This is a genomic window from Pantoea sp. (assembly GCF_028283705.1).
Taxonomy (GTDB): Bacteria; Pseudomonadota; Gammaproteobacteria; order Enterobacterales; family Enterobacteriaceae; genus Pantoea.
The window spans coordinates 551,279-576,460 of record NZ_JAPWKD010000011.1; the positions used below are offsets into that span (position 1 = coordinate 551,279).

At 52.5% G+C, this 25,182-nt stretch carries 23 protein-coding genes, 1 pseudogene and 1 riboswitch; of the genes and pseudogenes, 15 read left to right on the forward strand and 9 right to left on the reverse strand.

Going from position 1 to position 25,182, the window contains the following annotated elements:
- Window position 1 precedes the first annotated feature (1 nt).
- From PW844_RS09490 to PW844_RS09500, 3 genes are read left to right on the forward strand one after another with little or no spacing between them, the layout of a single operon-like run.
- Window positions 2-922 carry an ABC transporter permease gene (locus tag PW844_RS09490; protein WP_299450674.1) on the forward strand — a complete coding sequence of 307 codons (921 nt, stop codon included), beginning with the start codon at window positions 2-4 and terminating at the stop codon, window positions 920-922.
- Window positions 922-1,788: an ABC transporter permease gene (locus tag PW844_RS09495; protein WP_299450676.1), complete on the forward strand. Its 867-nt coding sequence runs from the start codon at window positions 922-924 to the stop codon at window positions 1,786-1,788. Before PW844_RS09490 ends, PW844_RS09495 begins: the two co-directional genes overlap by 1 nt.
- Entirely contained in the window at window positions 1,785-2,768 is a 984-nt protein-coding gene (locus PW844_RS09500; protein ID WP_299450679.1) for an ROK family protein, read from the forward strand. Before PW844_RS09495 ends, PW844_RS09500 begins: the two co-directional genes overlap by 4 nt.
- Here the strand turns inward: PW844_RS09500 and PW844_RS09505 are convergent.
- The 3 genes from PW844_RS09505 to PW844_RS09515 all read right to left on the reverse strand — a co-directional run bounded on the left by PW844_RS09505 (window position 2,722) and on the right by PW844_RS09515 (window position 4,234).
- A complete protein-coding gene (locus PW844_RS09505; RefSeq protein ID WP_299450681.1) occupies window positions 2,722-3,009 on the reverse strand; it encodes a type II toxin-antitoxin system RelE/ParE family toxin in 288 nt (95 codons plus the stop codon). The genes PW844_RS09500 and PW844_RS09505 overlap by 47 nt on opposite strands.
- Entirely contained in the window at window positions 3,006-3,269 is a 264-nt protein-coding gene (locus PW844_RS09510; RefSeq protein WP_299450683.1) for a type II toxin-antitoxin system Phd/YefM family antitoxin, read from the reverse strand. The genes PW844_RS09505 and PW844_RS09510 overlap by 4 nt, the downstream gene beginning before the upstream one ends.
- Before the next feature lie 89 nt (window positions 3,270-3,358).
- Complete coding sequence (locus PW844_RS09515) at window positions 3,359-4,234, reverse strand: LysR family transcriptional regulator (protein ID WP_299450685.1); 876 nt, start codon at window positions 4,232-4,234, stop codon at window positions 3,359-3,361.
- A 123-nt stretch (window positions 4,235-4,357) separates the two neighbouring features.
- Between PW844_RS09515 and PW844_RS09520 the strand changes: the two genes are divergently transcribed.
- From PW844_RS09520 to PW844_RS09560, 9 genes are all read left to right on the forward strand, one after another.
- Window positions 4,358-5,083: a pirin family protein gene (locus tag PW844_RS09520; protein WP_299450687.1), complete on the forward strand. Its 726-nt coding sequence runs from the start codon at window positions 4,358-4,360 to the stop codon at window positions 5,081-5,083.
- A 317-nt stretch (window positions 5,084-5,400) separates the two neighbouring features.
- A riboswitch (TPP riboswitch) is annotated at window positions 5,401-5,520 on the forward strand.
- 127 nt (window positions 5,521-5,647) lie between these two features.
- Window positions 5,648-6,592 (forward strand): FAD-dependent oxidoreductase, encoded by a 945-nt coding sequence (locus tag PW844_RS09525; protein WP_299450689.1) that lies wholly within the window; start codon window positions 5,648-5,650, stop codon window positions 6,590-6,592.
- On the forward strand, window positions 6,576-6,773 hold the full coding sequence (gene thiS / locus PW844_RS09530) for a sulfur carrier protein ThiS (RefSeq protein WP_299450690.1): 198 nt from the start codon (window positions 6,576-6,578) through the stop codon (window positions 6,771-6,773). The genes PW844_RS09525 and thiS overlap by 17 nt, the downstream gene beginning before the upstream one ends.
- 3 nt (window positions 6,774-6,776) lie before the next feature.
- Window positions 6,777-7,535 (forward strand): thiazole synthase, encoded by a 759-nt coding sequence (locus tag PW844_RS09535; RefSeq protein WP_299450691.1) that lies wholly within the window; start codon window positions 6,777-6,779, stop codon window positions 7,533-7,535.
- 11 nt (window positions 7,536-7,546) lie between these two features.
- Window positions 7,547-8,515, forward strand: a complete 969-nt coding sequence (locus PW844_RS09540; RefSeq protein WP_299450694.1) for a HesA/MoeB/ThiF family protein — start codon at window positions 7,547-7,549, stop codon at window positions 8,513-8,515.
- Entirely contained in the window at window positions 8,512-9,231 is a 720-nt protein-coding gene (locus PW844_RS09545) for an ABC transporter ATP-binding protein (protein ID WP_299450695.1), read from the forward strand. Before PW844_RS09540 ends, PW844_RS09545 begins: the two co-directional genes overlap by 4 nt.
- A complete protein-coding gene (locus PW844_RS09550; RefSeq protein WP_299450696.1) occupies window positions 9,212-9,949 on the forward strand; it encodes an ABC transporter permease in 738 nt (245 codons plus the stop codon). The genes PW844_RS09545 and PW844_RS09550 overlap by 20 nt, the downstream gene beginning before the upstream one ends.
- Window positions 9,950-9,958: 9 nt before the next feature.
- Window positions 9,959-10,894 (forward strand): ABC transporter substrate-binding protein, encoded by a 936-nt coding sequence (locus tag PW844_RS09555; RefSeq protein WP_299450698.1) that lies wholly within the window; start codon window positions 9,959-9,961, stop codon window positions 10,892-10,894.
- A 173-nt stretch (window positions 10,895-11,067) separates the two neighbouring features.
- Window positions 11,068-11,520, forward strand: coding sequence for a hypothetical protein (locus PW844_RS09560; protein WP_299450700.1), 453 nt, complete (start codon window positions 11,068-11,070; stop codon window positions 11,518-11,520).
- Window positions 11,521-11,582: 62 nt separating this feature from the next.
- On the opposite strand, the pseudogene PW844_RS09565 reads toward PW844_RS09560, so the two are convergent.
- Window positions 11,583-12,216: pseudogene (locus PW844_RS09565) on the reverse strand (LysE family translocator).
- A gap of 141 nt (window positions 12,217-12,357) precedes the next feature.
- On the opposite strand from PW844_RS09565, the gene PW844_RS09570 reads away from it, so the two are divergent.
- Entirely contained in the window at window positions 12,358-14,214 is a 1,857-nt protein-coding gene (locus PW844_RS09570) for a sigma-54-dependent Fis family transcriptional regulator (protein WP_299450701.1), read from the forward strand.
- A gap of 31 nt (window positions 14,215-14,245) precedes the next feature.
- Here PW844_RS09570 and PW844_RS09575 read toward each other — a convergent pair whose 3' ends face one another.
- Together PW844_RS09575 and PW844_RS09580 are read right to left on the reverse strand one after the other, a co-directional pair.
- Window positions 14,246-15,301: a 2,3-butanediol dehydrogenase gene (locus PW844_RS09575; RefSeq protein WP_299450703.1), complete on the reverse strand. Its 1,056-nt coding sequence runs from the start codon at window positions 15,299-15,301 to the stop codon at window positions 14,246-14,248.
- A 229-nt stretch (window positions 15,302-15,530) separates the two neighbouring features.
- Window positions 15,531-16,442, reverse strand: coding sequence for a LysR family transcriptional regulator (locus PW844_RS09580; RefSeq protein ID WP_299450704.1), 912 nt, complete (start codon window positions 16,440-16,442; stop codon window positions 15,531-15,533).
- A gap of 134 nt (window positions 16,443-16,576) precedes the next feature.
- On the opposite strand from PW844_RS09580, the gene PW844_RS09585 reads away from it, so the two are divergent.
- On the forward strand, window positions 16,577-17,578 hold the full coding sequence (locus tag PW844_RS09585) for a zinc-binding alcohol dehydrogenase family protein (protein ID WP_299450705.1): 1,002 nt from the start codon (window positions 16,577-16,579) through the stop codon (window positions 17,576-17,578).
- Window positions 17,579-17,664: 86 nt separating this feature from the next.
- The gene (gene nfsB, locus PW844_RS09590; RefSeq protein ID WP_299450715.1) at window positions 17,665-18,318 is read left to right on the forward strand and encodes an oxygen-insensitive NAD(P)H nitroreductase; all 654 of its coding nucleotides are present in this window, start codon (window positions 17,665-17,667) and stop codon (window positions 18,316-18,318) included.
- 84 nt (window positions 18,319-18,402) lie between these two features.
- On the opposite strand, the gene PW844_RS09595 is transcribed toward nfsB, so the two are convergent.
- The 3 genes from PW844_RS09595 to PW844_RS09605 form a co-directional block, all read right to left on the reverse strand.
- Window positions 18,403-20,577: a pentapeptide repeat-containing protein gene (locus PW844_RS09595; RefSeq protein ID WP_299450716.1), complete on the reverse strand. Its 2,175-nt coding sequence runs from the start codon at window positions 20,575-20,577 to the stop codon at window positions 18,403-18,405.
- Between the two features lie 28 nt (window positions 20,578-20,605).
- A complete protein-coding gene (locus PW844_RS09600) occupies window positions 20,606-22,780 on the reverse strand; it encodes a hypothetical protein (protein WP_299450717.1) in 2,175 nt (724 codons plus the stop codon).
- Window positions 22,781-22,855: 75 nt separating this feature from the next.
- Entirely contained in the window at window positions 22,856-24,979 is a 2,124-nt protein-coding gene (locus PW844_RS09605; RefSeq protein WP_299450718.1) for a hypothetical protein, read from the reverse strand.
- Window positions 24,980-25,182 lie beyond the last annotated feature (203 nt).

Genomic DNA, 25,182 nt, shown 5'->3' on the forward strand with positions numbered 1-25,182 from the left:
TATGAAAGCGTATGTCGCGAAAAAGGTGCTTTCACTGCCGTTGATTATATTCGGGGTGTCCATCATCGTTTTTATCGCCATCCGTGCGCTGCCGGGCGATCCGGCACGCCTGATGGCGGGGCCGGAAGCACCGCAGGAAGCGGTGGATAACATGCGTATCCGTCTGGGTCTTGACCAGCCACTGCCGCTGCAATATGTGAAGTTTGCAGCGGAAGCGCTGCACGGCAATCTGGGGATGTCGTTGCAGTCGCAACGTCCCGTCATCAGCGAGATCAGTGAACGGCTGCCTTATACCTTATCGTTGGCGGCACTGGCTTACCTGCTGGCGATAGCTATTGGCGTACCCGCCGGGATGACCGGGGCGATTTATCGCCAGCGCATTCCGGATCAGGTGGTGATGGTGCTGACCATTGCCGGAGCGTCGATTGCCAACTTCTGGCTGGCGCTGCTGGCGATGAACTATTTTGCGGTACAACTCGGCTGGCTACCGCTGCTGGGAGCCGATTCGTGGCGTAATTACATCATGCCCACCGTGACGCTGGCGATTTTGCCGATGGCGATGATCGCCCGCATGACGCGTTCCAGCATGCTGGATGTATTAAGTCAGGACTACATTCGCACCGCCAGGGCTAAGGGGTTGTCGGCGCGCAGCATCCACTGGAAACACGCGTTACGCAACGCCCTGATCCCCATTGTGACCATTGTGGCGCTGAATTTCGGCAGCCTGATTGGCGGTGCGGTTGTGACGGAATCGGTGTTCAACTGGCCGGGCATTGGTCGTTTGCTGGTGGATTCGGTGCGCTATCGTGACTACCCGGTGATTCAGGGTGTCACCCTGGTGGCCGTCACCGGTGTGGTGCTGATGAATCTGGTGGGGGAAATTCTCATCGGCTTGCTGAATCCAAAAATAAGGTTCGACTGATGAACAGCATCGAAACTTCCCTGGTGTCGCGCCGATCGCGCAGCAGGCAGCTGTTGCGTTTCCTGGCGGCATATCCGTCGATTGCCATTGGCGGTGGATTGGTGCTGCTGGTGGTGCTGGCGGCACTGCTGGCCCCGCTGATTACCCATTGGGACCCGATCGAACAGGATTTACTGAATACCTTACAGGCACCCTCCGCCGCGCACTGGTTTGGCACTGACGATTATGGCCGTGATATCTTCGCGCGCGTGATTTATGGGGCGCGTATCTCGTTATTTGAAGTGTGCCTGAGCGTGGCGATTTCGATGGTGATTGGCATTCCGCTCGGTATCATTTCGGGTCTGGCGGGGCGCAAAATCGACGCGGCGATCATGTGGATGATGGACGTGATTTTTGCCTTTCCGGGTATCGTACTGGCGATTCTGATTGTCAGTGTACTCGGCGAAGGGCTGACCAATATGCTGATCGCCATCTCGTTATTCTCCATCCCGGTTTATGCCCGTCTCAGCCGCAATCTGACGCTGGGGCTGAAAAATATGGAGTACATCGAAGCGGCGCATATGCTGGGGGTACGTTATCCGCGCATTATCACCCACTATATTTTGCGCAACGCGATCGGTCCACTGATTGTGCAATCGACCCTGACGGCTGGTGCGGTGGTGTTGTCGGCTGCCAGCCTGTCATTCCTCGGGCTGGGGGTGCAGCCCCCGATGCCGGAGTGGGGCACTATGATGAGCGATGGACGCAACTTCCTCGGACTCAACATTTACGTCTCCCTTTTCCCTGGCCTGGCCATTCTGATTACCGTACTTGGCTTTAACGTGCTGGGTGACGGCTTACGCGATGTGATGGATAAGCGTTTATGAATACACAGCAACCTGCGGTGATCTGTTTCGATTTAGGTGGTTCATTTATCAAATTGGGGATGGTGACGAGCAACGGTGAATTGGCTTTGCTCGGGCAGGAAAACATGCCAACCACGTCCTGGCCGGAGTTCACGCGGTTAATCCGAACGATGATCGACCAGCATCAGCAGCATTTTAGCGCCAGCAGCCCGGTAGCGATTTCCACCGCCGGGATTGTGGCACCCAATAGCGGTGAGATCTTTGCCAGCAATATTCCGGCCTTCCATCAACGCAACCTGGCACGAGAACTGGCTGACGAACTACAACGTGAAGTGATCGTCCATAACGATGCGGACTGCTTTGCTTATGCCGAAGCGCTGGCCGGGGCGGGGCGGGGTCACAGGGTGGTGTTTGGCGCGATCCTCGGTTCTGGCGTCGGCGGCGGCCTGGTGGCGAATGGCCGCATTATCATCGGGCAAAATGGGTTAACCGGCGAATGGGGGCATGGCCCGATCACACTGACGGAAGTTGAGATTGACGGTGAATGGCGACGCCTGCCACGCCAGTTCTGTCCGTGTGGACAACGGGGCTGCCTCGATAGCTACGGTGGTGCGCGTGGCATGGAAAATCTGCATCGCACTTTGCATAATGAATCCGTCAGCAGCCTCGACATTATTGCGCGCTGGCAACGTCAGGAGGCACTGGCCGGACAAACCATCAGCGCCTGGCTACAGTTGGTCAGCCAGCCGCTGGCGTACTGCATCAATCTCACCGGGGCTTCAGTGGTGGTGGTGGGTGGCGGCCTGGCTTCGGTGTCACCTCTGATCGCGGCGCTGGATGCGGCGGTGCAAGGTTATGTGTTACGCCGCAGTGCTCAGCCATTAGTGGTGCCGGGAGCTTTTGCCCATCATGGTGGTATGCTCGGAGCAGCATTGCTGGCTGGAGAAGCGGTGTCTAAAGATATCTCTTTGGATCCTGAAGCTGGCTCAGCACCGCGGTGATCGCAATACCATTTGGGATCACACGATAAAAAATGATGTGTTTGCCACAAGGAAAACTGCGTGCATCGGCGCGTATTTCTTCGCGTTCGATGCCCAGTTGCGGAGATCTTTCCAGTGTTTTCATAGCGAGCTGGAGTTGCAAAATATACTCTATAGCCTTTGCCTTACCCCATTTGTTAACCGTGTAGCGACGAATGTCGCTAATATCCTGCTGCGCTTCCTGCGATAGGATCAGCGTCATTCGTCATCAAACTCTTTCATCAGTTGGTTAAAGAATTGATCACCCTCCATTGAGCGACCATTCGCAATATCGGCTTCAGCGCGAGCCAGTTTTTCGCGTAGCATCTGTAGCTTCAATGTCTCTATCTGATCATATTCCTCAGCGGACATAACGACAGCCACACGCTTGCCATGTTTACTGATCTCAACAGGTTCACGTTGTGCTTTCATAAGCAACTCGCCAAATTGAGTTTTAGCTACCTGAGCGGTAATGGTTTCCATAACGCACCTTTTAATCAAAATGGTCAGAATGATTAATATAGCCAGACCACGGATAAACCTCCAGCCTAAGCTGGCGATAAAATGTGCCGCTACGCCAGCTTCTGTTGCAAAAACGCCATAAACACCCGGTTGACCTCGCTGCGCTGGCGATGCTGCGGATAGAGCGCATTCAGGCTGAGCGAGGAGGGGTGCCAGTCATCCAGCACGGTGATCAGGTCACCACTGGCGAGGGCGGGGGCAACGATAAATTCCGGTAGCAGGATCAACCCCAGCCCGGCAATTGCTGCATCGCGCAGCATTTCACCGTTATTGCTGACCATCGGCCCCTGCACGTTAATCACCTCACGTTTTTCCCCCTGAAAGAGCTCCCAGCCGGTCTGGCTTTCGCGACCGTAGCGCAGGCAGGCATGATCCAGCAAATCTTCGGGGCGACGCGGGGCATCGGCCCCTTGCAGGTAGCTGGGGCTGGCGCAGATCACCCGGCGGAACTCCCCCAGTTTTTTGGCGATCAGCGTTGAGTCGGGCAATGTGCCGATACGAATCGCCATATCGAAGCCTTCGCCAATCATATCGACATAACGGTCCGCCAGTTCGACCTGGAATTGCAGCGCCGGATGCAGGCTGAGAAATTCAGCGATAAACGGCGACAGATGACTGATGCCGAACGACATCGGCACGCTGAGACGAAAACTGCCCTGTAAAACCTGGCGGCGTCCTGACACGGCCAACTCTGCCTCCTGCACATCATCAAGAATGCGCTGTGCATGGCGGGCAAACAGTTGGCCGTTATCCGTCACTGACAACTTACGCGTGTTGCGATTGAGCAGGCGTGCGCCGAGTGTTTCTTCCAGCGCGGCGATGCGGCGGCTGACATATTGTTTGGAAAGCAGCAGCTGTTCTGCGGCGGCGGTGAAGTTGCCGGCTTTAATCACGGCGACATAAATGCGGAGGTCGTCTATCTGCATATTGTCCACTTATTGGTGACGGTCATTGTCAATGCAACACATTGTTGGGCGATTCAGTTTACGTATACTGAGTCACATCAGGAAGCAATATCGTCTTCCGCCAACAAATTTGAGGAGCAGACCATGATTGAACAAAGACTGTCAGCCCAGCGTGGCCTCGGTGACCACGGCTGGTTGAACTCACGCCACACGTTTTCTTTTGCCAACTACTGGGATCCGAAACAAACCGGTTTCTCCGATTTGCTGGTGATTAACGATGACCGTGTTGCGCCGGGACGGGGTTTTGGTGCTCATCCGCACAGCAACATGGAGATCATCTCCTATGTGCTGGAAGGGGCGCTGGAGCATAAAGATTCCATGGGCACCGGTTCGGTGATTGTCCCCGGTGATGTGCAGCTGATGAGTGCCGGAAGCGGCGTAACGCACAGCGAGTTTAACCACTCGAAAGCGGACAACGTCCATTTCCTGCAAATCTGGATCGTTCCGGCAGAACGCGGCACGCAGCCAGGTTACCAGCAGGTATCGGTGGCAGAAAGCGACAAACGTGGTCAGCTGCGTCTGATTGTTTCACCGCAGGGTGATGAAGGTTCACTGAGTGTGCGTCAGGATATCCGAATCTATGCCGGATTGTTTAACGGCGCAGAGCAGCAGACCTTTACGCTGGATGCCGATCGCTACGCTTACATCCATGTGGCACGCGGCAGCATTGAAGTGAACGGTGTGGTGTTCAACGAAGGTGACGGTGCGCGTGTACGTAACGAAACCGCGCTGCAATTCGCCAACGGTAAAGACGCGGAAGTGCTGTTGTTTGACCTGCGTCCGCTGGAAGTAAATCATCCGCAGCGTTAATAAGTAGAAAAGGGGAGGCATGAGTGCCTCCCTTTAGTGGTAGCAGCAAATCCATTACTATCCCCGCGACTTCCTGCCCTTTCACGGGCGTAAGACACACCACAAAATAATCACGCCAAATACGCACACCAGGATGGCGGAAATCACTGAATCAGCACACATAATTTTCCTGCCAGACGTTGTTTTATTAATCCAGATCTCAAGAGCATACCAGGCAATCGTGGAGAAAAGCGCATGATGCTGAAACAGGAGATTTTGAAAGGTTAGGCTTTGTTGCGGTGCTGATGCTTGACGAATTCAGACGACTACAATACAAATAGACGCGTCGGGGGAGTCTCGCCAGAGAGACTGAGAGGCTAAAAGCGCATTGCGCGGCTTAGCGACCCTTTGAACCTGACCCAGTTGATACTGGCGTAGGAAGACTGACAACCTGCATCGCAGGCTGTCTGGCAGCGGGGCGTTTCCGTGCAACGTATGCTATTTCCCTTCTCCTGTATCCGGGTCTCAGTGCAATGACTGAGAGGCCGATATGCAATCTCCTGTTTCTTTTCCGGAATATCCGTTTTGAGTCGCTGGTCGGTGATTGGCGGCGGTGTGACGGGCCTGTGCGTGGCGACCCTGTTAGCGGAACGCGGTGAGCAGATCGAAGTGATTGTCGATGCAAACCGTACTCCGGCATCCTGGTTCGCGGGCGGTATGCTTGCGCCCTGGTGTGAAGCCGAAAGTGCGCCGCGTGCGGTGATTGATCTTGGTCAGCATGCTGCTGCTTGGTGGCAGAAACGGGTCAGCAGCGTCGAACATCAGGGGACGCTGGTGGTGGCACCCGTGCGTGATAGCCAGGAGCTGAACCGTTTTGCCCGCATGACGGAACAGCATCAATGGGTGGATCCGGCCGCAGTGGAACCGGCACTGGCCGGTCGTTTCGCGCGGGGTTTATTTTTCTCCCAGGAAGCCCATCTTGATCCGCGTCTGGCGCTGGCTGAGATGCGTGAAAAATTACAGCAGCGAGGGGTGACGTTCCACAGCGACAAAGCCTCCGGGCAAGTGATTGATTGCCGCGGCATCCACGCTGCCTCTGAGCTGCCGCGTCTGCGCGCGGTACGCGGTGAAATGCTGATTTTGCACAGCGATGAGGTGCAGTTCTCACGCCCGATTCGTCTGCTGCATCCGCGTTTTCCCTGCTATCTGGTGCCCCGCCGTGGCGGCCATTTTATGCTCGGTGCCACTATGGTGGAGAGCCATGATACCAGCGCCATCAGCGCACGTGCCATGATGGAACTCCTCAGTGCGGCTTATACCCTTCATCCGGCGTTAGCCGAAGCCCGCATTATCGAAAACGCCAGCGGTCTGCGCCCGGCGTATCCGGCCAATCTGCCGGAAATCCACTATCAAAATGACACTTTTTATCTGAACGGCATGTATCGCCATGGTTTCCTGCTGGCACCGCTGATGGCGGAACAGCTGATGCAGCGTCTGTCTGAGGAACATCGTTATGAAAATTCAGCTTAATGGTCGCCAGGTGCTGACTGCCGCCAGCACCCTTAGCGAGTTGCTACGTGAGCAGCAAATTGATGCTGCCTGCGTCGCCACGGCATTTAACGGCATGTTTGTGCCCAGAACACAGTACGACAGCCAGCTGCTGGAAGAAGGATGTCAGCTGGAAGTGTTATCACCGATGCAGGGAGGCTAAATCATGTTTTACGGCTTTGAACCACAATCACGTTTTTTACTGGGCACGGCAGGTTATCCCTCCCCGGCGATTCTGCAACAGGCGATTGTCGCCTCGGGCAGTGAAATCATCACCGTCAGCCTGCGGCGTGAAGGTGTCGCCGGTGCGGCATTTCGTGAATTGCTGGCGCAGCTGGATAGGCGCGTGCTGCCGAATACCGCCGGTTGCCATACGGTACAGGAGGCGGTGACCACCGCGCATATGGCGCGTGAATTATTTAACACGCCATGGATCAAGCTGGAGGTGATCGGCCATGCCGATACGCTGCAACCGGATCCTTTTGCGCTGGTAGAAGCGGCACGCATTCTGTGCGCTGAGGGTTTCCAGGTCTTCCCCTATACCACGGAAGACCTGATTGTCGGCGAAAAACTGCTGGAAGCAGGCTGCGAAGTGCTGATGCCGTGGGGCGCGCCCATCGGTTCCGGTCAGGGGCTGCGCAATATTGATGGTTTGCGGGCGATGCGTGCCTGGTTTACCGATATCCCGCTGATTATTGACGCAGGCATTGGAGCACCATCACAGGCAGCGCAGGCGATGGAGCTGGGTTTTGATGCTGTTTTGCTGAATACCGCGGTGGCGAAAGCGGGCGATCCGGTGCTGATGGCGACGGCGTTCCGCCAGGCCATTGAGGCCGGGAAAGCGGCGCGCGACGGCGGACTGATGGAAAAACGCGATATGGCGGTGCCTTCGACCCCGGTTTTTGGCCTGGCGAATCTTTGCTGAGGAGAGTCCATATGGATCGCTATCAACGTCAGACGATGTTGCCGGAGATTGGTGAGCAGGGGCAGCAGCGGCTGGCTGGGGCACGGGCGCTGGTAGTGGGGGCAGGTGGATTGGGTTCGACGCTGCTGCCGCTGCTGGTGGGCGCCGGCGTGGGTTTTATCCGCCTGTATGACGACGATACGGTGGCGCTGCATAATCTGCATCGGCAGACGTTGTTTGATATGCAGGATGTGCAGCAATCGAAAGTCGCCAGCGCCCAGCGTGCGCTGCTGCGGCGAAATCCACAGGTGCAGGTGGAACCGGTGCCGCAGCCGCTAACGGCCAGCAATGTGCAGCAGGCACTCAGCAACATCGATCTGGTTATCGATGCGGCAGATAACTTTGCCGTCACTTATCAGTTATCGGATGCCTGTTATCCGGCGGGGATACCGCTGATCAGCGCTTCGGTTCTGGGGCGTCAGGGCTATGTCGGGGGATTCTGCGGCGCAGCCCCCAGCTATCGTGCGGTGTTCCCGCAGTTACCCACCAGTGCCGCGAACTGCAATACCGCCGGGGTGATGGGGCCAGCAGTGGCGACACTGGGCGCGATGCAGGCGCAAATGGCGCTGAGCGTATTGCTTGGCCTGGAACCTTCACCGCTCGGTTGTCTGGTGAACTGTGATTTTGTGCACTGGCACTTTCGTCAGTTCCGTTTTGATCGGGCTGCGGAGCCGGATCAACCCTGGGTGCCGTTTATTGATACGCAGCTCCTCACGGCGGAGGACTGCATAGTAGAACTGCGTAGCCGCGAAGAAGCGCCGGTCAGTGTGGCGGCATGGGCGCAGCGCATCCTGCCGCAACAGCTTGACGCATGGCAACCCCCGCAAGACCGGCGCATTGTACTGGTTTGCGCCAGCGGTATTCGTGCGGCTCAGGCCGCCACGACGCTGGCGCAGCGCGGTTGTGCGCAGCTGGCCATTCTGGCAGCGAATCGATCATGAGCCAGGATATCACACTGCACGATCTTGGTTTTAGCTGGGGAGCACAGCCGCTGTGCCAGCAGCTGAATCTGCGGCTGCGTGGCGGTAAAACCACGGTGATGCTGGGACGCAGTGGCATCGGTAAAAGCACGCTGCTGCGGCTGGTGGCGGGCTTGCTCCAGCCACAGCAGGGGCGCATTAGTGGCGTTGCGGCCAGTGTGGCCTGGATGGGGCAACAGGATTTGCTCTTTCCGTGGTTATCGGTGCTGGACAACGTGATGCTGGCGGCGCGTCTGAAAGGCGACAAACCCGAACCGGAGCGGGCACAGCATCTGCTGGAGCAGGTGAAACTGACTCAGGTCGCCAATGCCCGGCCTGATACCCTGTCGGGCGGTATGCGTCAGCGCGTGGCTTTGGCTCGCACCCTTTACGCGCAACGGGATGTGGTGCTGATGGATGAACCTTTTGCCACCCTCGACGTGATGACCAAACTCAGCTTGCAAACCCTGACGGCAACCCTGTTACAAGGTAAAACCGTGCTGCTGGTGACGCACGACCCGCTGGAAGCCTGCCGCATGGCCGATGACATTCTGCTGCTCAATGGGCAGCCGTTGCATATTGAACGCTGGTCGGTGCCAGACGGGCAGGTACCTCGTCCGATTGACGATCCCGGCCTGTTGCTGGCGCAGGGCCATCTTTTTACCCGATTGAATCAAGATGAAAAAGAATCTGTTTAGCGCCGTTTATCTGCTGGCAGTGTTGCTGTGCGGCTGGTTGCTGGCGCTGCGCAGCGGTGTGCCCAAATTTCTGCTGCCTTCACCTGAGGCGGTGCTGGAAGCCTTGTGGGTACACCGTCAACTGTTATGGCATCACATGCTGTACACGCTGGCGGAGATTGTGCTGGCGTTGCTGCTGGGCGTCGGTGCGGGGGTGGTATTGGCGGTGCTGATGGCCGCCAGCACGACATTGCGCCGTTTGTTATTTCCGCTGGTCACTGCCAGCCAGGCGATTCCGGTGTTTGCGCTGGCACCGCTGCTGGTGCTGTGGCTGGGGTTTGGCATCGCGTCCAAAGTCGTGGTGGCGGCGTTGATCTTGTTCTTCCCGCTGTGCCTGTCGTTGTTTGACGGCCTGTGTCGCACCCCGCCGGGCTGGCTGGAGCTGGCACAAACCCTCAACTCATCGCGTTTTCGTCTCTTCTGGCAGGTACGCTGGCCAGCCGCGCTGCCGCAGTTCTTTTCCGGCCTGCAGATGGCGGTGGTGCTGGCACCGATTGGTGTGGTGATTGGCGAATGGGTTGGCGCGAGCGAAGGACTGGGCTACCTGATGATGCAGTCCAATGCCCGGCTGGAAACCGCCACCAGCTTTGCCGCGTTGTTGTTGTTACTGATTCTGGCGTTGTTGCTGTCCGGTAGCGTCGCCCTGATGCGCAAGAAAACTCTCTGGCACTTAACCTAAGGATGCACTTTGAACACCCTACGTACTGCGATCACCGCCTTGCTGTTGCTGGCAACCACCAGTGTCGCCCAGGCCAATGAAAAGGTTCGTCTGCTGCTCGATTGGTTTGTGAACCCTAACCATGCGGCCATTTTTGCCGCACAATACAGCGGCGCGTTTAAAAAAGAAGGGCTGGATGTGGAGATGATCGCCCCGGCTGATTCGGCCTCCGTACCCTTGCTGCTGGCGGCGGGTAAGGCTGATCTTGCTATCAGCTATCAACCGCAGCTGTACACGCTGGTGGATAAAGACGTGCCGGTCATCCGCGTGGGTACGCTGATCAATCAGCCGCTGAACACCCTGACCACGGTGTCCCCGGACATTCACTCGCTGAAGGATTTTGCCGGAAAATCGCTCGGTTATGCTATTCCGGGGTTTGAGGATGTGGCAATTCGCAACATGCTGAAATCCCAGGGTGTTGATGCGGACTCGGTCAAACTGATTAACCTGAATATGGATGCGGAGTCTGCGCTACTGACGCACAAAATTGATGGGGCGATGACGGTGTATCGCAACTATGAGTTGCTCGACCTGAAAAATAAGGGCGCGAATCCGGTGGTATTTAAGCCGGAAGATTTTGGTGTCCCGGCTTACGACGAATTGATCATCCTGGCAAACCAGAAAACGGCGGCGCAGGACAAACGTATCCCAGCCTTTTTACGCGGTCTGGATGCCGGTGTCGCCTGGCTGCGTGCCCATCCGCAACAGGCCTGGCAGGCCTTTATTCAGCAATATCCTGAACTGAACACACCGCTTAATCATCAGGCGTGGCAGGCAACGTTGCCGTATTTCGCCAGCCATAGCGCAACGCTCGATACGCAACGCTATCAGGCTTTTGCCGCCTATATGAAAGCCAATGGCTTAATCCAGCAGGTGGCTCCGATGGCAAGGTATTCGTTGCCATAACCTGTTGCTGACTCCCCGGGCGGCGGTAAAATCGCCGCCTTTTTTGCATTGCGTGCGGCGCAGGGGCTGAACGGGGGCGGAATTCGGATAATACTGGAATTGTGTGACTGTCATCACTGATAGCCGCGCGCTAAAATACGCCTTTATCTTTCAGAAAAAGGTTTTTCGTCACGATGCTCTCACGTTACACGCTGGCTGGCCTGATGGCCGCAACATTGCTTACCGGTTGTGCCCGTCATGCTGCTGATACTACGGCTGCTGTCACCGCTGCCACCCCGGCTCCGATTGAGAACGACAACATGGCATCGCCGTTTGATCAAGGCCCGACGGTAATCAATATCACTCACGAAGTCACGCGTACCGATGACGGCTCTGCCATCTATGTAACGGTGGATGGCCAGGATGCGGGTCTGCTGACGAAAGGCGAAGAAAAGCAGGTTCATGTTGCGGCGGGTAAACATAAGGTAGGTGGCTACGTTCAGACGCTGTTTGGCTTTGGCCGCGTGACTATCCAGTCAGTAGACGTCACCACGGACACTAACGGCCCGAAAAATGTGGTGTATTCTGTGTCCAAACAGAAACCCGCGTTCAGCGAAACTGCGGCCAGCAAACCGAATAATTCCTGATTTCAACAAAATTAGCTGGGCGTCGTAGCGGCGCGATTTATCGAGCCGCTTTGAAATGCGACTCAGTTACGGCTGAAGACTAATTTTAGCCCGGCAATGGCAAAACAACAGGCCAGCAGCGCATCCAGTCCGCGTCTGATTTTGCGATAGAACGTCGCCATCGGCGCGGTGGAAAACAGCAGCGCGTATCCACAGAAAACCAACACACAAATTCCAGCGCATCCGGCGATGATCATCGGCAGGGTTGATGATGCCGCTTCTGGCTTCAGCGCCACTGACATAATTGCTACCCAGGTCAGAATCGCTTTTGGATTGCCCACATGCATCAGCAAACCCTGGCGAAACATTCTGCCGTACTGCGCTGGCGTGCCACTGTGCTGCGCAAATTCCGGTGCATCTGGTTTACGCAAAGCCGATCTGCCGGCTTTACTCGCCAGCCACAACAGATACAGGCCACCACCGATTTTTAATATCACCAGCAGTTGAGCAAAGGTTGCCAGAACTGTAAGAACGCCGCAGGCTGCCAGCAACGCCCATAGCATCGAACCGCCAATCACCCCACCCGCCAGTGCCAGCGCAGAACCGCGCCCTTGCTTCATCGCTGTACCCATAATCGCCATGTTGCTCGGACCGGGGCTGGCCGTGGCAACAAAATAGGTGGTGTAGATCAAAATCAGTTCCGTGAGAAAGCGCCATAATTTCCTCTGTGGCCGAATAAGTCCAGATTTAGGGTTATATCGTCAGACGCGACATTTTTCCATGCCGGATCTGTTAATTAGGTGTTAATTCGCTATGCTGTGATTCCACTTAACCAGGGTGCCAGGAAGGAGAGGGACTGTGAATCTGAGCCAGCGCGAGCATATCGCCAACGTGGTCACCAGCGTCGAAAAGGCGGTAGCCACAAATGTGCTGAATCCGCAGGATGATGCGGTACATGCTTCCTGGTTACGTTGTGTCACGCGGCACGGTCTGGATCCTAGCCGAATGCAGGAGGCACGCATCTTACCGGCCCATCAGTTGCGCGAGCACTGCCAGCAACTGGAAGAACTACGTTTTGTGGCGCAGCATGGTTTACAAAGGCTATATCAGCAGATTGCCCCTGCCGGTTATATTCTGCTACTGGCAGATGCGCAGGGCGTGGCGGTGGACTATCTCGGCGATACCCACGCAGAGATTAGCCTGCGTCGCGCCGGATTGTTCCTCGGGGCGCAATGGTCAGAAGCGCTTTCCGGCACCTGCGCCGTCGGCACCGCCCTCGCAACGGGGGAGGCCATCACCATCCATCAAACCGAACATTTTGACGCCACCCATATCCCCCTGACCTGTAGCGCGGTGCCGCTGTTTGATTCACAGGGCGAACTACAGGCGGTGCTGGATATTTCTGCGCTCACCTCCCCACAGCCACGTACCAGCCAGCATCTGGTGATGCAGCTGGCACGGCAACAGGCGCAGCAAATCGAGAACGCCTGGCTGTTGCATCGTCATCGTCACGATTGGGTGCTGAAACTCAGTCGTAATCCGGCATGGGCGGATGTGCAGCCAGAATTCTTACTGGCGTTTGACGGCAACGGCCAGCTGGTGGGACTGAATCCAGCGGCCCGACGCTGGCTGGGAACCGGGCAACTACCATCTGGATTATCGGTTTCGACGTTATTTGATCTGTCGCTTGAGCAGTTGTTGCAGGCGCAGCAACTGGAAGATATCCACGGACCACAACGTTTCTATGCGCAAACCCTCGCGCCGGTGCGGGTAGCCGCTTCCTCCCCGGCAGCGAAGAGTGTGACGATAGCGCCTGAACTGGCGGCGTTAACCGGTGGCGATGCGCAACTGGCGCAGCAATTACGTCGCGCAACGCGTCTGGTGGACGCCCCGCTGCATGTGCTGGTACAGGGGGAGACCGGCAGCGGGAAAGAGTATTTTGCCCGTGCCTTTCATCAGGCCAGCGCCCGCCGCCACGGCCCTTTTATCGCGGTGAACTGCGCGGCAATTCCGTCGAGCCTGATTGAAAGCGAGCTGTTTGGTCATCTGCCGGGAAGTTTTTCTGGTGCGGGTAGCAAAGCGCGCAGTGGGCTGATTCAGGCGGCGCATGGCGGCACGCTGTTCCTCGATGAAATTGGGGATATGCCGCTGGAGATGCAGACGCGTCTGCTGCGAGTGCTGGCCGAGCAGGAAGTGCTGCCGATTGGTGCACGTCAGCCGCAGAAGGTGGATATCCGCGTGATCTCCGCTTCGCACCATGCGCTGGCGCAGCGTGTGGCCCAGGGGTTGTTCCGTGAAGATTTGCTCTATCGTCTCCAGGGGGCCTGCATCATGTTGCCGCCGCTGCGGGAACGTACGGATATTAACTGGCTGATTGATACGCTGCTGGCGGGGCGGGCACAACTCAGCGATCGCGCACGTCATCATCTGGTCAATCACCGCTGGCCGGGTAACCTGCGCGAGTTAAATCATGCGTTGCAGTATGCACTGGCGATGTGTGAGGCAGGGATCATTCAGCCGGGCGACTTGCCCGATACCCTTCAGGCGGTGGCACAACAGCCCGATCAGACGCAAAGCGAGGCGGGGCAACTGATTCAGCAGCTCCGCGCAGTGCATTGGAATATGAGTGAAGCCGCACGCCAGCTCGGCATCAGCCGCATGACGTTGTACCGACGTTTGCAAAGATACGCGATTCAGCTGCCGGAGCGGCATTAAAGGCGGGCCAGCCAGGCTGGCCCGATTAATATCACTGTGGTGGACGTACCAGAATTTTGACCTGTTGTTTTTCTTTCACCAGTGCCTCAAAACCCTGCTCGACCAGATCGGCCAGTTCGATGCGTTTGGTCACCAGCTTGTCCGCCTGGAAATAACCCTGCACCATCAACTCCATCACTGCCGGGAAAATATGGCGGTAGGCGATAATGCCTTTAATGGTACGTTCGCTCAGTACCACTTTGTTTGGGTGGAACGACGCTTCACCTTCCCAGATCGACACGATAACGGTTTCGCCTTCGTAGTTAGTGCTGTCGATACACTGCTTCAGCACCACCGGCACGCCGGTCACTTCATAGGCCACATCAACGCCGCCATCGCTCAGCTCACGGATCTTCGCTACGGCATCTTCTTTGCTCGGGTCGATGACCACTTTGGCACCCAGTTCGCGTGCTTTCTCTGCACGTTGCGGTGACAGTTCCACCACATAGATTTCAGCAGCACCGGCAGCACGCAGCGCTTCGATGACCAGCAAACCAATCGGACCGGCACCAAATACTGCTGCTTTGTCGCCGGCTTTCAGTTTGCTCATGCGTACCGCATGCAATGCCACCGCAGCAGGTTCCACCAGCGCACCTTGCTCATAGGAGAGGGCGTCCGGCATACGATGCACCATATGCTCTGCCACTGTGGTATAGCTGGCAAAACCACCACCACCGCCGGAGAGGCCGTGGAAACCAAGGTCTCCACACAGGTTGTATTTGCCTTCGCGGCAGGCCGGGCATTCGCCACAGGAGAGAATCGGCTCGACCACGACACGGTCGCCGACTTTGACTTTAGTGACACCGGTACCAACCTCAACCACCTGACCTGAAAACTCATGACCGAGAACAATCGGCGCAATGTCATGGCTGATTTTGTGCGGTTTTTCGACCGGGACGAAGATCGGACCTGCGATATATTCATGCAGATCGCTACCGCAAATGCCGGTCCATGCGACTTTAATTTTGACTTTTCCGGCTGTGACCTGGGGTTCTTCAATGTCATCGACGCGAATGTCGCGTGCTTTATACCAACGTGCCGCTTTCATTATGTTCTCCTTGAGGCTGGCATTATTTCTGTCCATTGCCACTTAAGATGGCCGGTGCAGAAGCTCAGCGTGGCTATAGCGAAAACTGTGCCAGTCGGAAGGTGATGGTAACTATATGAATTTAAAAGATTGATGGTTTGGATGAAGTGTCACGGTGTTACAGCTGTAACAGGTGCAGGTGTAACGTTGTGACATAAAAGGCGCGCGATAAATCGCGCATTTGTGACAATTATGCCGACAGCTGCGCAGTCAGCGCCCGCAGATGGGTACGCAGCAGCTGATGCAATGCCCGAATGGCCGGAGAAAATTGTTTGCGATGCGGGCAGATAAGATGCAGCGGGGTGCTTTCGCCAGGCTGCTGTGGCAGCACCACTTCCAGCCGCCCCTCCCGCACGTCATCACACACATCAAGCCAGGATTTATAAGCGATACCCATCCCGGCCACCGCCCAGCGTCGGGCGACATCTGCGTCGTCACACAGCAGACGGCTTTTAACCGTAATCTGGCGGCGCATTCCTTCCTGAGGAAAGGTCCATTTATCATAGACATGGCCATTCATCACAAACAGCAGACAATCATGCCGCGCGATCTCCTCCAGCGTCCCCGGGCGGCCATGTTGATCGAGCCAGGATGGAGACGCCACCAGCACCCGACGATTATCTTCGGCCAGCGGCAGGGCAACATAACTGCTGTCATCCAGTTTGCCGTAGCGAATGGCGATATCCACCGGGTCACGAAACACATCGCTGATTTGATCGGACAGCGAGAGACGCACCGACAATGCCGGGTGCTGACGGCAAAATTCGGTAATCAATGGCAGCACGATATTGCGTCCAATATCGGAAGGCAGGGCGATTTTTAGTTCGCCGGATAACGCATCTTCATGGCTTTGCAGGCTGTCGGCACCAGCCTGCATCAGTGCCAGCATTTCCTGGGCGTAGGGCAGGTATTTTTCCCCTTCAGCGGTGAGACGCAGGCTGCGGGTGGATCGGGCGAACAAGCGTTTATCCAGCTCACGTTCCAGACGCTGAATCGCAGCACTGACCTGGCCTGGCAACAGGTCAGCCTCGCGCGCGGCACGAGAAAAGCTGCCAAGCGCAGCGGAGCGCACAAATAACGTCACATCTTCCAGTCGAATCATTTTATTTCCCCAGCGATAGCGGATTTTCACTCTAAGAGTGAAAGTGTTCCCCTGCAAGTGACGTTTTTCGCAAGGAGAGGGCAGCGTAGGCTAAGTGTCATTCACTAAAACCCTTGAGATATAAGGATCAACCGATGAAAGCCATTGTTTACAGCCAGAATGGTTTACCGATTTCTGATGAAAATGCCCTGTATGATCTCGATGTTGCCAAACCGCAACCAGGCGACCGCGATCTGCTGGTCAAAATCAATGCCATCGCGGTCAACCCGGTGGATACGAAGGTTCGCGCTGGTGCGCCTACCGATACACCGCGCATTCTGGGGTGGGATGCAGTGGGCGTGGTGGAAGCGGTGGGCGAGGCGGTGACGCTGTTTCAGCCAGGGGATAAGGTTTATTACGCCGGTGATATCACCCGCCCCGGTAGCTATGCCGAGTATGGACTGGTGGATGAGCGTATCGCCGCACATAGGCCGCAGTCATTGAACGACGCGGATGCTGCCGCGCTGCCCCTCACCGCGTTAACCGCCTGGGAATTGCTGTTTGACCGCTTGGAAATCGAGGCCGATGACGATTCCGCGTTACTGATCGTTGGCGCAGGCGGTGGAGTGGGTTCGATGCTGACCCAGCTTGCCAGTAAACTCACCCGTTTGACGGTGATTGGCACGGCATCCCGTGCGGAAACGGCGGACTGGGTGCGTTCGCTCGGCGCAGATCATGTGATTGACCATCAGCGTCCGCTGGGCGAGCAACTGGCCGCGCTGGGCATTAGCAACGTGCGTTATGTCGCCAGCCTGACGCATACCGACAGCTACTACCCGCAGCTGATTGATGTGCTGGCTCCGCAGGGCAAGCTGGCGTTGATCGATGATCCTGAAACGCTGGATGCAGTGCCGCTGAAACGTAAAGCGATATCACTGCACTGGGAGCTGATGTTTACCCGTTCACTGTTCCACACCGCCGATATGCAACGTCAGCATGACATTCTGCAACAGGTGAGCGCGCTGATTGATGATGGCACCCTGCAAACCACTGCCGGTGAACATCATGGCACCATTAATGCTGCCAACCTGCGCAAGGCTCATGCCCTGATTGAAAGTGGTCGTGCACGCGGCAAAATTGTACTGAGCGGTTTTTAACGTATTGAAACACAAATCGTTAACCCGTGGGTTAGCGAGGCGGATATCGTATTGCCACATTACCCGTTACTGCTCTGGAGAAAAACATGACGCTGAATGATGCTGTGGTCCGTCGCCACACAGTGAAAGCCTTTGCTTCCGGCAAAAGTCTGCCGGATACCGAGATCGAAACCCTGCTGCATGTGCTGCGCAACAGCCCTTCATCGGTGAATTCGCAACCGTGGCACTTTGTGGTGGCCTCGACGACTGCCGGTCGCGAGCTTATCGCACAATCAACCCAGGGACCCTTTGTTTACAACGGCCCTAAAGTGCTGAATGCCTCTCACGTTATCGCGCTGTGCATGCGGACTGATCTCGATGAAGCGCATTTGCAAAATGTACTGGCGCAGGAAGAGAAAGACGGTCGTTTTCTGAAGCCGGAGGCGAAAGCGGGTCAGGATAAGAGCCGTCGTGGCTATGTTGATATTCATCGTTACGAGCAACGCGATATCCCGCAATGGATGGAAAAACAGGTATACCTGGCGTTGGGTGGTTTGTTACTGGGCGCGGCAATGATGGGTATTGATGCCACGCCGATGGAAGGTTTTGACCAACGCGCGCTGGACCAGGCGCTGGGCCTGCGTGAAAAAGGGCTGACCAGCGTGGTACTGGTCTCGCTTGGCTACCGTAGCGAAGAAGATTTCAATGCGGGGCTGCCGAAATCACGTCTGCCACGCGAAGAGATTTTCACGTTTATTTAATTGTTTGCCGTAGCGGCTTGATTTATCGCATTGTTTTAAAAGATGCGCGATAAATCGGGCCGCTACGGGTTACATAAGCATTTATTAAATCAGAGGGTAATGAAGTTTAATTGCCTTGCTGATCTCAGTGCCCTGTTCACCAGGGATTTTGTAGCTGGCGACCATACCCGCAACAATCGCGGAGCAGGTAAAAGTATCGCTTAATTGCGGCACCAGGCGTTCCTTCCACTCATCCGCATCAGCGGGATTAATTATTCCGGGCCAGAATGTGTTGAGATCATCAATCAAACATCGGGCAAGCTGACGTGGGGCATAGGCCGATTTTTCTTCTTCCGCATAAAAACGGGTGGAAAACAGGTCAGCCAGCATACGTATGATGATCATCCCGGCGATAATTTTTTGCTCAGCATCAGAGAATTTTTTGCGACTCAGCGGCAGCCGATGTTGCGCTAATTCAATCAGCTGCCCGCGCAGTGCTTTGGCTTTATTTCGGTCGTCTTCATTTTCAGCGAGATAGAAAGGGACCAGTATCTCGCTTAACAGAGATTCATCAGCCCCTGTTGTGAGTTTTGCTGATGCATCAACTTTGCGCATCAGCAGGGAAATCATATGGTTTTCAATCTCAGCGGCCCGGTTTTTTTGCCGGTTTTCAAGACCGGGAGCATGGGAAAACAGAAAACGAATCACCGGTGTCATAATGCCCCCGGACCGGCTCCAGAGGGAGTGCAACTTAGGGAAATCTTCCAGTACGCTGCTAAGATCCGTCATTGCTGCGGGGATATCCGTAATGGTTTCTTCCTTATCAGGCTCTGGTTGGTAACGCAATAAGGCATAACGTTCCGGTGTCTGGCTGGAGCGAATCAGATCTCTGAAATCGTTTGCCGGAAGATAAAGCGCGGTCTTATTCTCCTGGTTATAGAAAATATGATGGGGAGCATCCTCATTATCTATCATTATTGTTTTTTCTATAAAGCTGACAAAATCTTTAATCGGCGTTTGCTGATAAAACTTATCCCGCAATTCTGGGTGTGCCTTGATGAGCTGGTTTATTGGGAACTGATAATCGAGTAGTTCTTCCTGCTTCAATTTCATAAACAGTTCAGTGAGATCTGCATGCGGGCTGTCCGAAAGTAATGCATTTCTGCTGTGATTCAATAATTCACGGTCGATAAAGGTTTTGATGATTTCTGAGTTTGTATAACAGTTATTTGTCATCTCTCTAATAAATGAGAGCTTTAATGATGGAGAGTTTTTATAGGTTTCCGCTAACACACCGTCACCATCAAGCATTGCGACCAGTTGCTCAGCAAAGGTGCAGCGGACAGCATTATTGTTTATCGATGCGAGTGTATTGAAAAACAACGCGCCTGTATCAGGGTTGTTAATGCTGTTTAGATGTCTGTCTATCTGGGGGATGCCATAGAACATCTCGGGATCGAGTTTAATAAAATCAGATGCGTCATCACCAAATATCGCGCCGGTTAATTTAGTCCCTTCCAACAGAGAGAGTTTATCGATTTTTGCATTAGTAAAGTCCACATTCTCCAGACAATTAACTCTTTCCAGAACTAATTTTCCCGCCTGAATATCTCTGAAACTAATGTTCCTGAATTTATACTGACTCCTTAGATTATTGGAAAAAGTTATATTTTTCAGCTCACAATTAGAAAAGCTAGTTTTTTCAATCTGGCATGAGGCATTGTCTACGATATGAAGGTCTTTTAGTTTACAGCCAGACATTTCTGCCTGGGATAACTCACAGTCTCTGATAGTACCTTGCTGTCCTTTACATGAACCGTCAATTGTGGTGCCCTCCCAACAGGAATTTTTAAAATTCGACCCATACCAAATTAACTGATCTTGTTCTGCTGTGATTATGCAGTTCTTCATTTCAATGCGGTAGTTAGTGGAATGCCCTCGGAAGTTTAAGTCGGAAAAGTTGTCTCCATTAAATATCAGCGGTTCGTAAAAAGCACCAGGTTTGCAGTCGCGCTCATAGCCAAAACCCAGCCCGCGAAAGGTTCTGGGGCGTTGATCATGGGGTCTGACATTATGCATATAATCGACAAAGGTCTCACCGGTGATAGGTTCCAGTTCAATGATGTTGTCTGCATCCAGGGTATTGATTACGAGTGGTGTATTTGAAGCAGGAGAAGTTGAGATATTATTCACCGCCACACCAGACAAAGACTCGGGTTGAATATTTCCTGGGAGCGTTGCCGTGGGTAAGGATAGGGCATTAACAGAAATATCGGACATGATGTTTCTTCCTGAAAGAGGAGATAAATTAATTAAGAGGATAATAGAGTTTAATGGCTTTATTCATCTCCTGACCGCGATCGCCGGGAATCTGATAGTTACCCATTCTGGTTGCTAATGCAGCAGAACAGGTAAATTCATTGGTTTGGTCTGTCACCAGGCGATTTCTCCATACCGTGGCTTCAGCCGCATCAACGATCTCAGGTGCATAGGCCACAAGGTCATCAATCAGTTTTTTAGCAAGCTGACGAGGCGCATAAGGAGACATATTTTCTATTGAATAATAATGCGTAGAGAAGATATCTGGTAGCATTCTTATGATGATCATAAAAGCAATAATTTTCTGCTCGCGAACTGAGAATTGTTTTCTCTTCAGGCCCAATTGTCGTTGTATCAGTTCAACCAGTTGCCAGCGTAAACCCCTGGCGCGATCCCCTTCAATATAGAAAGGTGCCATTATCTCGCTTAACAAACACGCATCTTTTTCATCTGTAAGTCTTACGTTTTCATCGGCCTGGCGTTTGATGATCAAAATCAAATGATTTTCGATCTCAGCGGCCCTCGTCATTTGTGCAGTATCCAGTTTGTCGCCGTGTTCAAACAGGGAATGAATGACCGGCGTGAAAAGCCCGGCGGCACGAATCCAGAGATTATGTAAAGCCGGGAATGCGCCAAGAACGCGGCTTTGACGTTTAACCGTGGCTGACTTATCAGTAATGATATCGTTCTCGCCAGGTTGAAATTTCAGAAACGAATAATGTTGTGGTGCCTGGTTAGATTCTATTAAATCTTTGTAGTCCGCTGCTGGAAGATATAACGCGGTTTTCCTGTCGTCAGGATGATAGAAAATATGATACAGTGAGTTTTCATCCGGCATCATTATTTTTTCTTCTATATGCCTAATGAATTCATTTATCGGTGTTAGCTGATAAAATTTTTGTCGTAACAATGGGTATTCAGTGATTAACTGATTTACCATAAATTGATGATCAAGCAATTTACTACTATCCAGCGAGCTAAGTACACGATACATCATGGGGCGTAAGTTCGCCGGAATTATGATATCATTATCTTCTTTTAATAATTCATCTCTGATAAATGTCTGGATCTCAGGTGAGGCGGCATAAGCTGGGTTAGCCAAATGACTCATGATGGATTGTCGTAGTGTTATCGAGCTGTTATAGGTGGCTGATAATACCGATTCATTTTTAATCATTTTGATAAGTTGTTCAGCGAAATCACATTTAACCACCAGGTTGGTAATCGAATCAAGGGTATTTAAAAACAGCGCGCCTGATTCATGGTTGTTAATGCTATCGAGATAAAGATCAATTTTCTCTTCCGAGTTAAACATCGCGGGGTTTATCGTGATTGCATCTTTTTGATAATCGCCAAACTCCACGCCGGTTAATTTAGTTCCTCCGGACGGGGTGAATTCTTTTATCTGAGCGTTGGTAAGGTCAACATTTTCCACACAATCTACGGCATCCCACGTGAGATTGATTGCCTGCATGTTACAAAAACGGGTATCTTTAAAAAGATAAAATCTCGTGTAGTCGCAGCTGATGCAACCACTAAAGACCATATTTTCCATAGTGGAATCGCTAAAGTTTGATCGTTCAATCCGATCCGTATCACTATCATATATTTTAAAGTTCTTTAATGTACATTTTGGCATTTGAACATCAGAGAAATAACATGATCTTATTTCTGATCTTGAGCCTCGATATAAACCATCGATTGTCGATCCTTCCCAATTGGTATTTGTTAAATCCATCTTTAACCAGTTTAATTTGTGGCTGGAGGTTTCAATTGTGCAGTTTTTAAATTCTACCACTCCCTTTCCACCGATGTTAAAACAATAAAACTCCACATCGATAAACTTATCGTGGTCAAAGTGCATCGGCCCCTGATATGCATTAGGGTTATATTTCGCAGAGGGGGAATATTTTATATTGCGAAATGTGCGCGGATATTTTTCATGAGCTCTCTCATTCTTCATGTATGCAACATATTTATCGGGGGTAATGTCATTCAGTACGGGCGCATGATCGACATCCATGACATTATCCGTTACCACGGCCATTGACGCTGGAACTGTATCAGTATTATAAATCTCCATCGGGACAGGCTGAGGGAGGCTATTATTCCCTGTAGTAGCAGATACCACAGGAGTGAAGGAGGGGGTTGTATTATTAATCATTTTTTTCCTGTTTGATAAGTCCTGAAAAAATAAAGAAGTATCCTGTCTGATAAAAACGGCGAGTCGCGCTGTCAATCAAGCCAGGGGATAGCGTTCTCTGCTTGCTGCATCGATTTTGTCACCCCTGAACCCAGGACTTTGATAGGCCGCCATCTGGTCTGCTAATGAACCGAGGTCATTGAGGGTGTCGCTATCCTGTAGTAACAGGCGTTGCTGCCACGCTTCACTGGTTTTGTTATCAATAACAGACGTTGTGGGTTGGGTTGCATCCATACATAGCATCGCAGCCAGCATGCGTGTTGGCAGAGGGGACGTTTGGTCAGCACCAAAATGGCGTGAAGAGGAGAGTTCAGTCAGCAATCGTATCATTAGCCGATAAAACACAGCATTCTGGTCGTTTTCCCACAGTCCATAACTGTTTAGTGAAAGATGCGTCTGCATCAGCCAGATAAGTTCCTGACGATGCCTTGACGCCTGATGAGCGCTGGTCTCGTTATCATTAAAAAAAGGAGAAAAGACTTTTCCCAGAAGCTGCTCGTCACAATGCGAGGTAAGATCCATTCTCTGTGTCGCCTTACGTTCCAGCACAGAAATTATGTAATGCCTGATCTCTTCGACCCGGTGTTTCTCTATGTCATTGAGACCCGTGCGCCAGGAAAACAGGAAATTGATCATGGGGATCATTTTCTTTCCGTGTTCTCCCCAAAGTGACTGCATTATAGGGAAGATATTAAGCAGAGGATTGAGTGCCTCATATAAGGAAGGAATGCGCTGAACACGATTATCACCTGTGAAATGTTGTAACAGTAAAAAACTCTCCGGCTTTTTACCGATATTGATGAGTTGCTGGAATTCCTCTGCTGAAATGCATAAGGCGGTTCCTGCCTGGGGATAACAGAAGATATGGCAGCGGGACGCGTCAATGTTATTGACGTTTAAATAATGAAGAAAAGGTTGAAAAGGTGCCTGTTGGTATAATAAATCCTGCCAGTACGGTGAAAGCTTACATACCTGGTAAATCAGGAATTCATATCCTGGTAAGTTATGGGCAAGCGTATTGAAAAGCAGGTAATAGGCTTCGGCCAATTCGGTATCACGTAGTAGGGCATGCTGATGATGCTGGAGCAATGATTTACTGAGAAATTCTTTTACCATTAATGAGGAGGTGAGATAGGGCTTTGTCAGTTCAGTCATCAGTGATTCCTGTAATGACTTTGAGCTAAGAACAACCTGATATAACAGTGGCTCGCTTTTAAACATATCCAGAAGTTGCTCCATCCAGTCTCGCTGGACAGCGTTATTGGGCACTGTATGAATGATTTTAAAAAAGAGTGCACCATGACTTTCATTAAGATAAAGATGAATGTTTTCTTCACAGGAGAAGATGACAGGGTCCAACCCGATGCTGCGAGGTTGATATGCACCAAATATGGCCCCGTCAAACTGGCTGAATTTCCCTGGTATAAATTTATCAATAAAAGTATTGATAAAATAAACATCGTTGACGCACTCGACTGAATCAAACTCTACGTTGATAGCATGCATATTGGTGAAGCGGACATTGCTCAGTTTATAAGGTTGGTTTCGTGCATCGGATAAAGTGATATTCTCCAGAAAAGCATGAGTGAAATCAATATTGTTAATAATTTTGCTATCACAGTTGCTGATAGAAAAGTTCTTTAACGCACCACCAATTAAATTAACGTTCGAGATATCCACGGCTATCATCTTTGATCTTTTTCCATGTCTCAGACCATCAATGATACTTTCCTGCCAACAAATATCCCCCATTTGAAATTTAAACCAGTTTAGGCCTCTTTTTTCTGTTTTTATCAGGCTTCTGATTAACTGACTGCCTTTTTGCAGAAAAAATGCAAAATTAAAATTCATATCGATAAAAGTGTCGCCGTCGAACTTCATTATGTCACGATAAACGCCCGGACTCTTGCTGGTATTGGCGAAGTTAATTTCCCGGAATATTCGTGAGATTTTTTGTTCTTCTTTGTGGTTTTTCATGTAATAGCTAAAATCTTCTCCATGAATCTCTGGGGTGTATTTTTCCTGAGATGAGGTTTCTGGCTTATTTGAAACAGGTTCGGCGGGGACATTTCCTAATTGCAGCCTCGGACGTTGCGTCTGGTTGTTACCCTCTCGTCGGGTTATTTCTAATGACGAAAGGGCATTAATAAAGTTGTCCATTTATTTTCCTTGGCATCATTTTCGGGATAAGCAATTCCCTGTATCTGCACGAGTGAGAGGTTACGTAGATAAATATAAGCGGTATATTATCGCGCAAGGACAAGTTTCATCCTGAAATATGGCTGAAGAGATAATGATAAAGACATGAGCCGGTAGATTATGCCTGTCCTCTGAATGACGGTGGCATGATTGATTGTGCCTGT

Coding starts and splice junctions, on each gene's coding strand:
- PW844_RS09560 (WP_299450700.1), top strand. CDS start 11,068: ATGCTCTCACGTTACACGCTGGCTGGCCTGATGGCCGCAACATTGCTT.
- PW844_RS09535 (WP_299450691.1), top strand. CDS start 6,777: ATGTTTTACGGCTTTGAACCACAATCACGTTTTTTACTGGGCACGGCA.
- PW844_RS09595 (WP_299450716.1), bottom strand. CDS start 20,577: ATGTCCGATATTTCTGTTAATGCCCTATCCTTACCCACGGCAACGCTC.
- PW844_RS09550 (WP_299450696.1), top strand. CDS start 9,212: ATGAAAAAGAATCTGTTTAGCGCCGTTTATCTGCTGGCAGTGTTGCTG.
- PW844_RS09500 (WP_299450679.1), top strand. CDS start 1,785: ATGAATACACAGCAACCTGCGGTGATCTGTTTCGATTTAGGTGGTTCA.
- PW844_RS09515 (WP_299450685.1), bottom strand. CDS start 4,234: ATGCAGATAGACGACCTCCGCATTTATGTCGCCGTGATTAAAGCCGGC.
- thiS (WP_299450690.1), top strand. CDS start 6,576: ATGAAAATTCAGCTTAATGGTCGCCAGGTGCTGACTGCCGCCAGCACC.
- PW844_RS09580 (WP_299450704.1), bottom strand. CDS start 16,442: ATGATTCGACTGGAAGATGTGACGTTATTTGTGCGCTCCGCTGCGCTT.
- nfsB (WP_299450715.1), top strand. CDS start 17,665: ATGACGCTGAATGATGCTGTGGTCCGTCGCCACACAGTGAAAGCCTTT.
- PW844_RS09510 (WP_299450683.1), bottom strand. CDS start 3,269: ATGGAAACCATTACCGCTCAGGTAGCTAAAACTCAATTTGGCGAGTTG.
- PW844_RS09545 (WP_299450695.1), top strand. CDS start 8,512: ATGAGCCAGGATATCACACTGCACGATCTTGGTTTTAGCTGGGGAGCA.
- PW844_RS09585 (WP_299450705.1), top strand. CDS start 16,577: ATGAAAGCCATTGTTTACAGCCAGAATGGTTTACCGATTTCTGATGAA.
- PW844_RS09575 (WP_299450703.1), bottom strand. CDS start 15,301: ATGAAAGCGGCACGTTGGTATAAAGCACGCGACATTCGCGTCGATGAC.
- PW844_RS09600 (WP_299450717.1), bottom strand. CDS start 22,780: ATGATTAATAATACAACCCCCTCCTTCACTCCTGTGGTATCTGCTACT.
- PW844_RS09495 (WP_299450676.1), top strand. CDS start 922: ATGAACAGCATCGAAACTTCCCTGGTGTCGCGCCGATCGCGCAGCAGG.
- PW844_RS09605 (WP_299450718.1), bottom strand. CDS start 24,979: ATGGACAACTTTATTAATGCCCTTTCGTCATTAGAAATAACCCGACGA.
- PW844_RS09540 (WP_299450694.1), top strand. CDS start 7,547: ATGGATCGCTATCAACGTCAGACGATGTTGCCGGAGATTGGTGAGCAG.
- PW844_RS09490 (WP_299450674.1), top strand. CDS start 2: ATGAAAGCGTATGTCGCGAAAAAGGTGCTTTCACTGCCGTTGATTATA.
- PW844_RS09520 (WP_299450687.1), top strand. CDS start 4,358: ATGATTGAACAAAGACTGTCAGCCCAGCGTGGCCTCGGTGACCACGGC.
- PW844_RS09505 (WP_299450681.1), bottom strand. CDS start 3,009: ATGACGCTGATCCTATCGCAGGAAGCGCAGCAGGATATTAGCGACATT.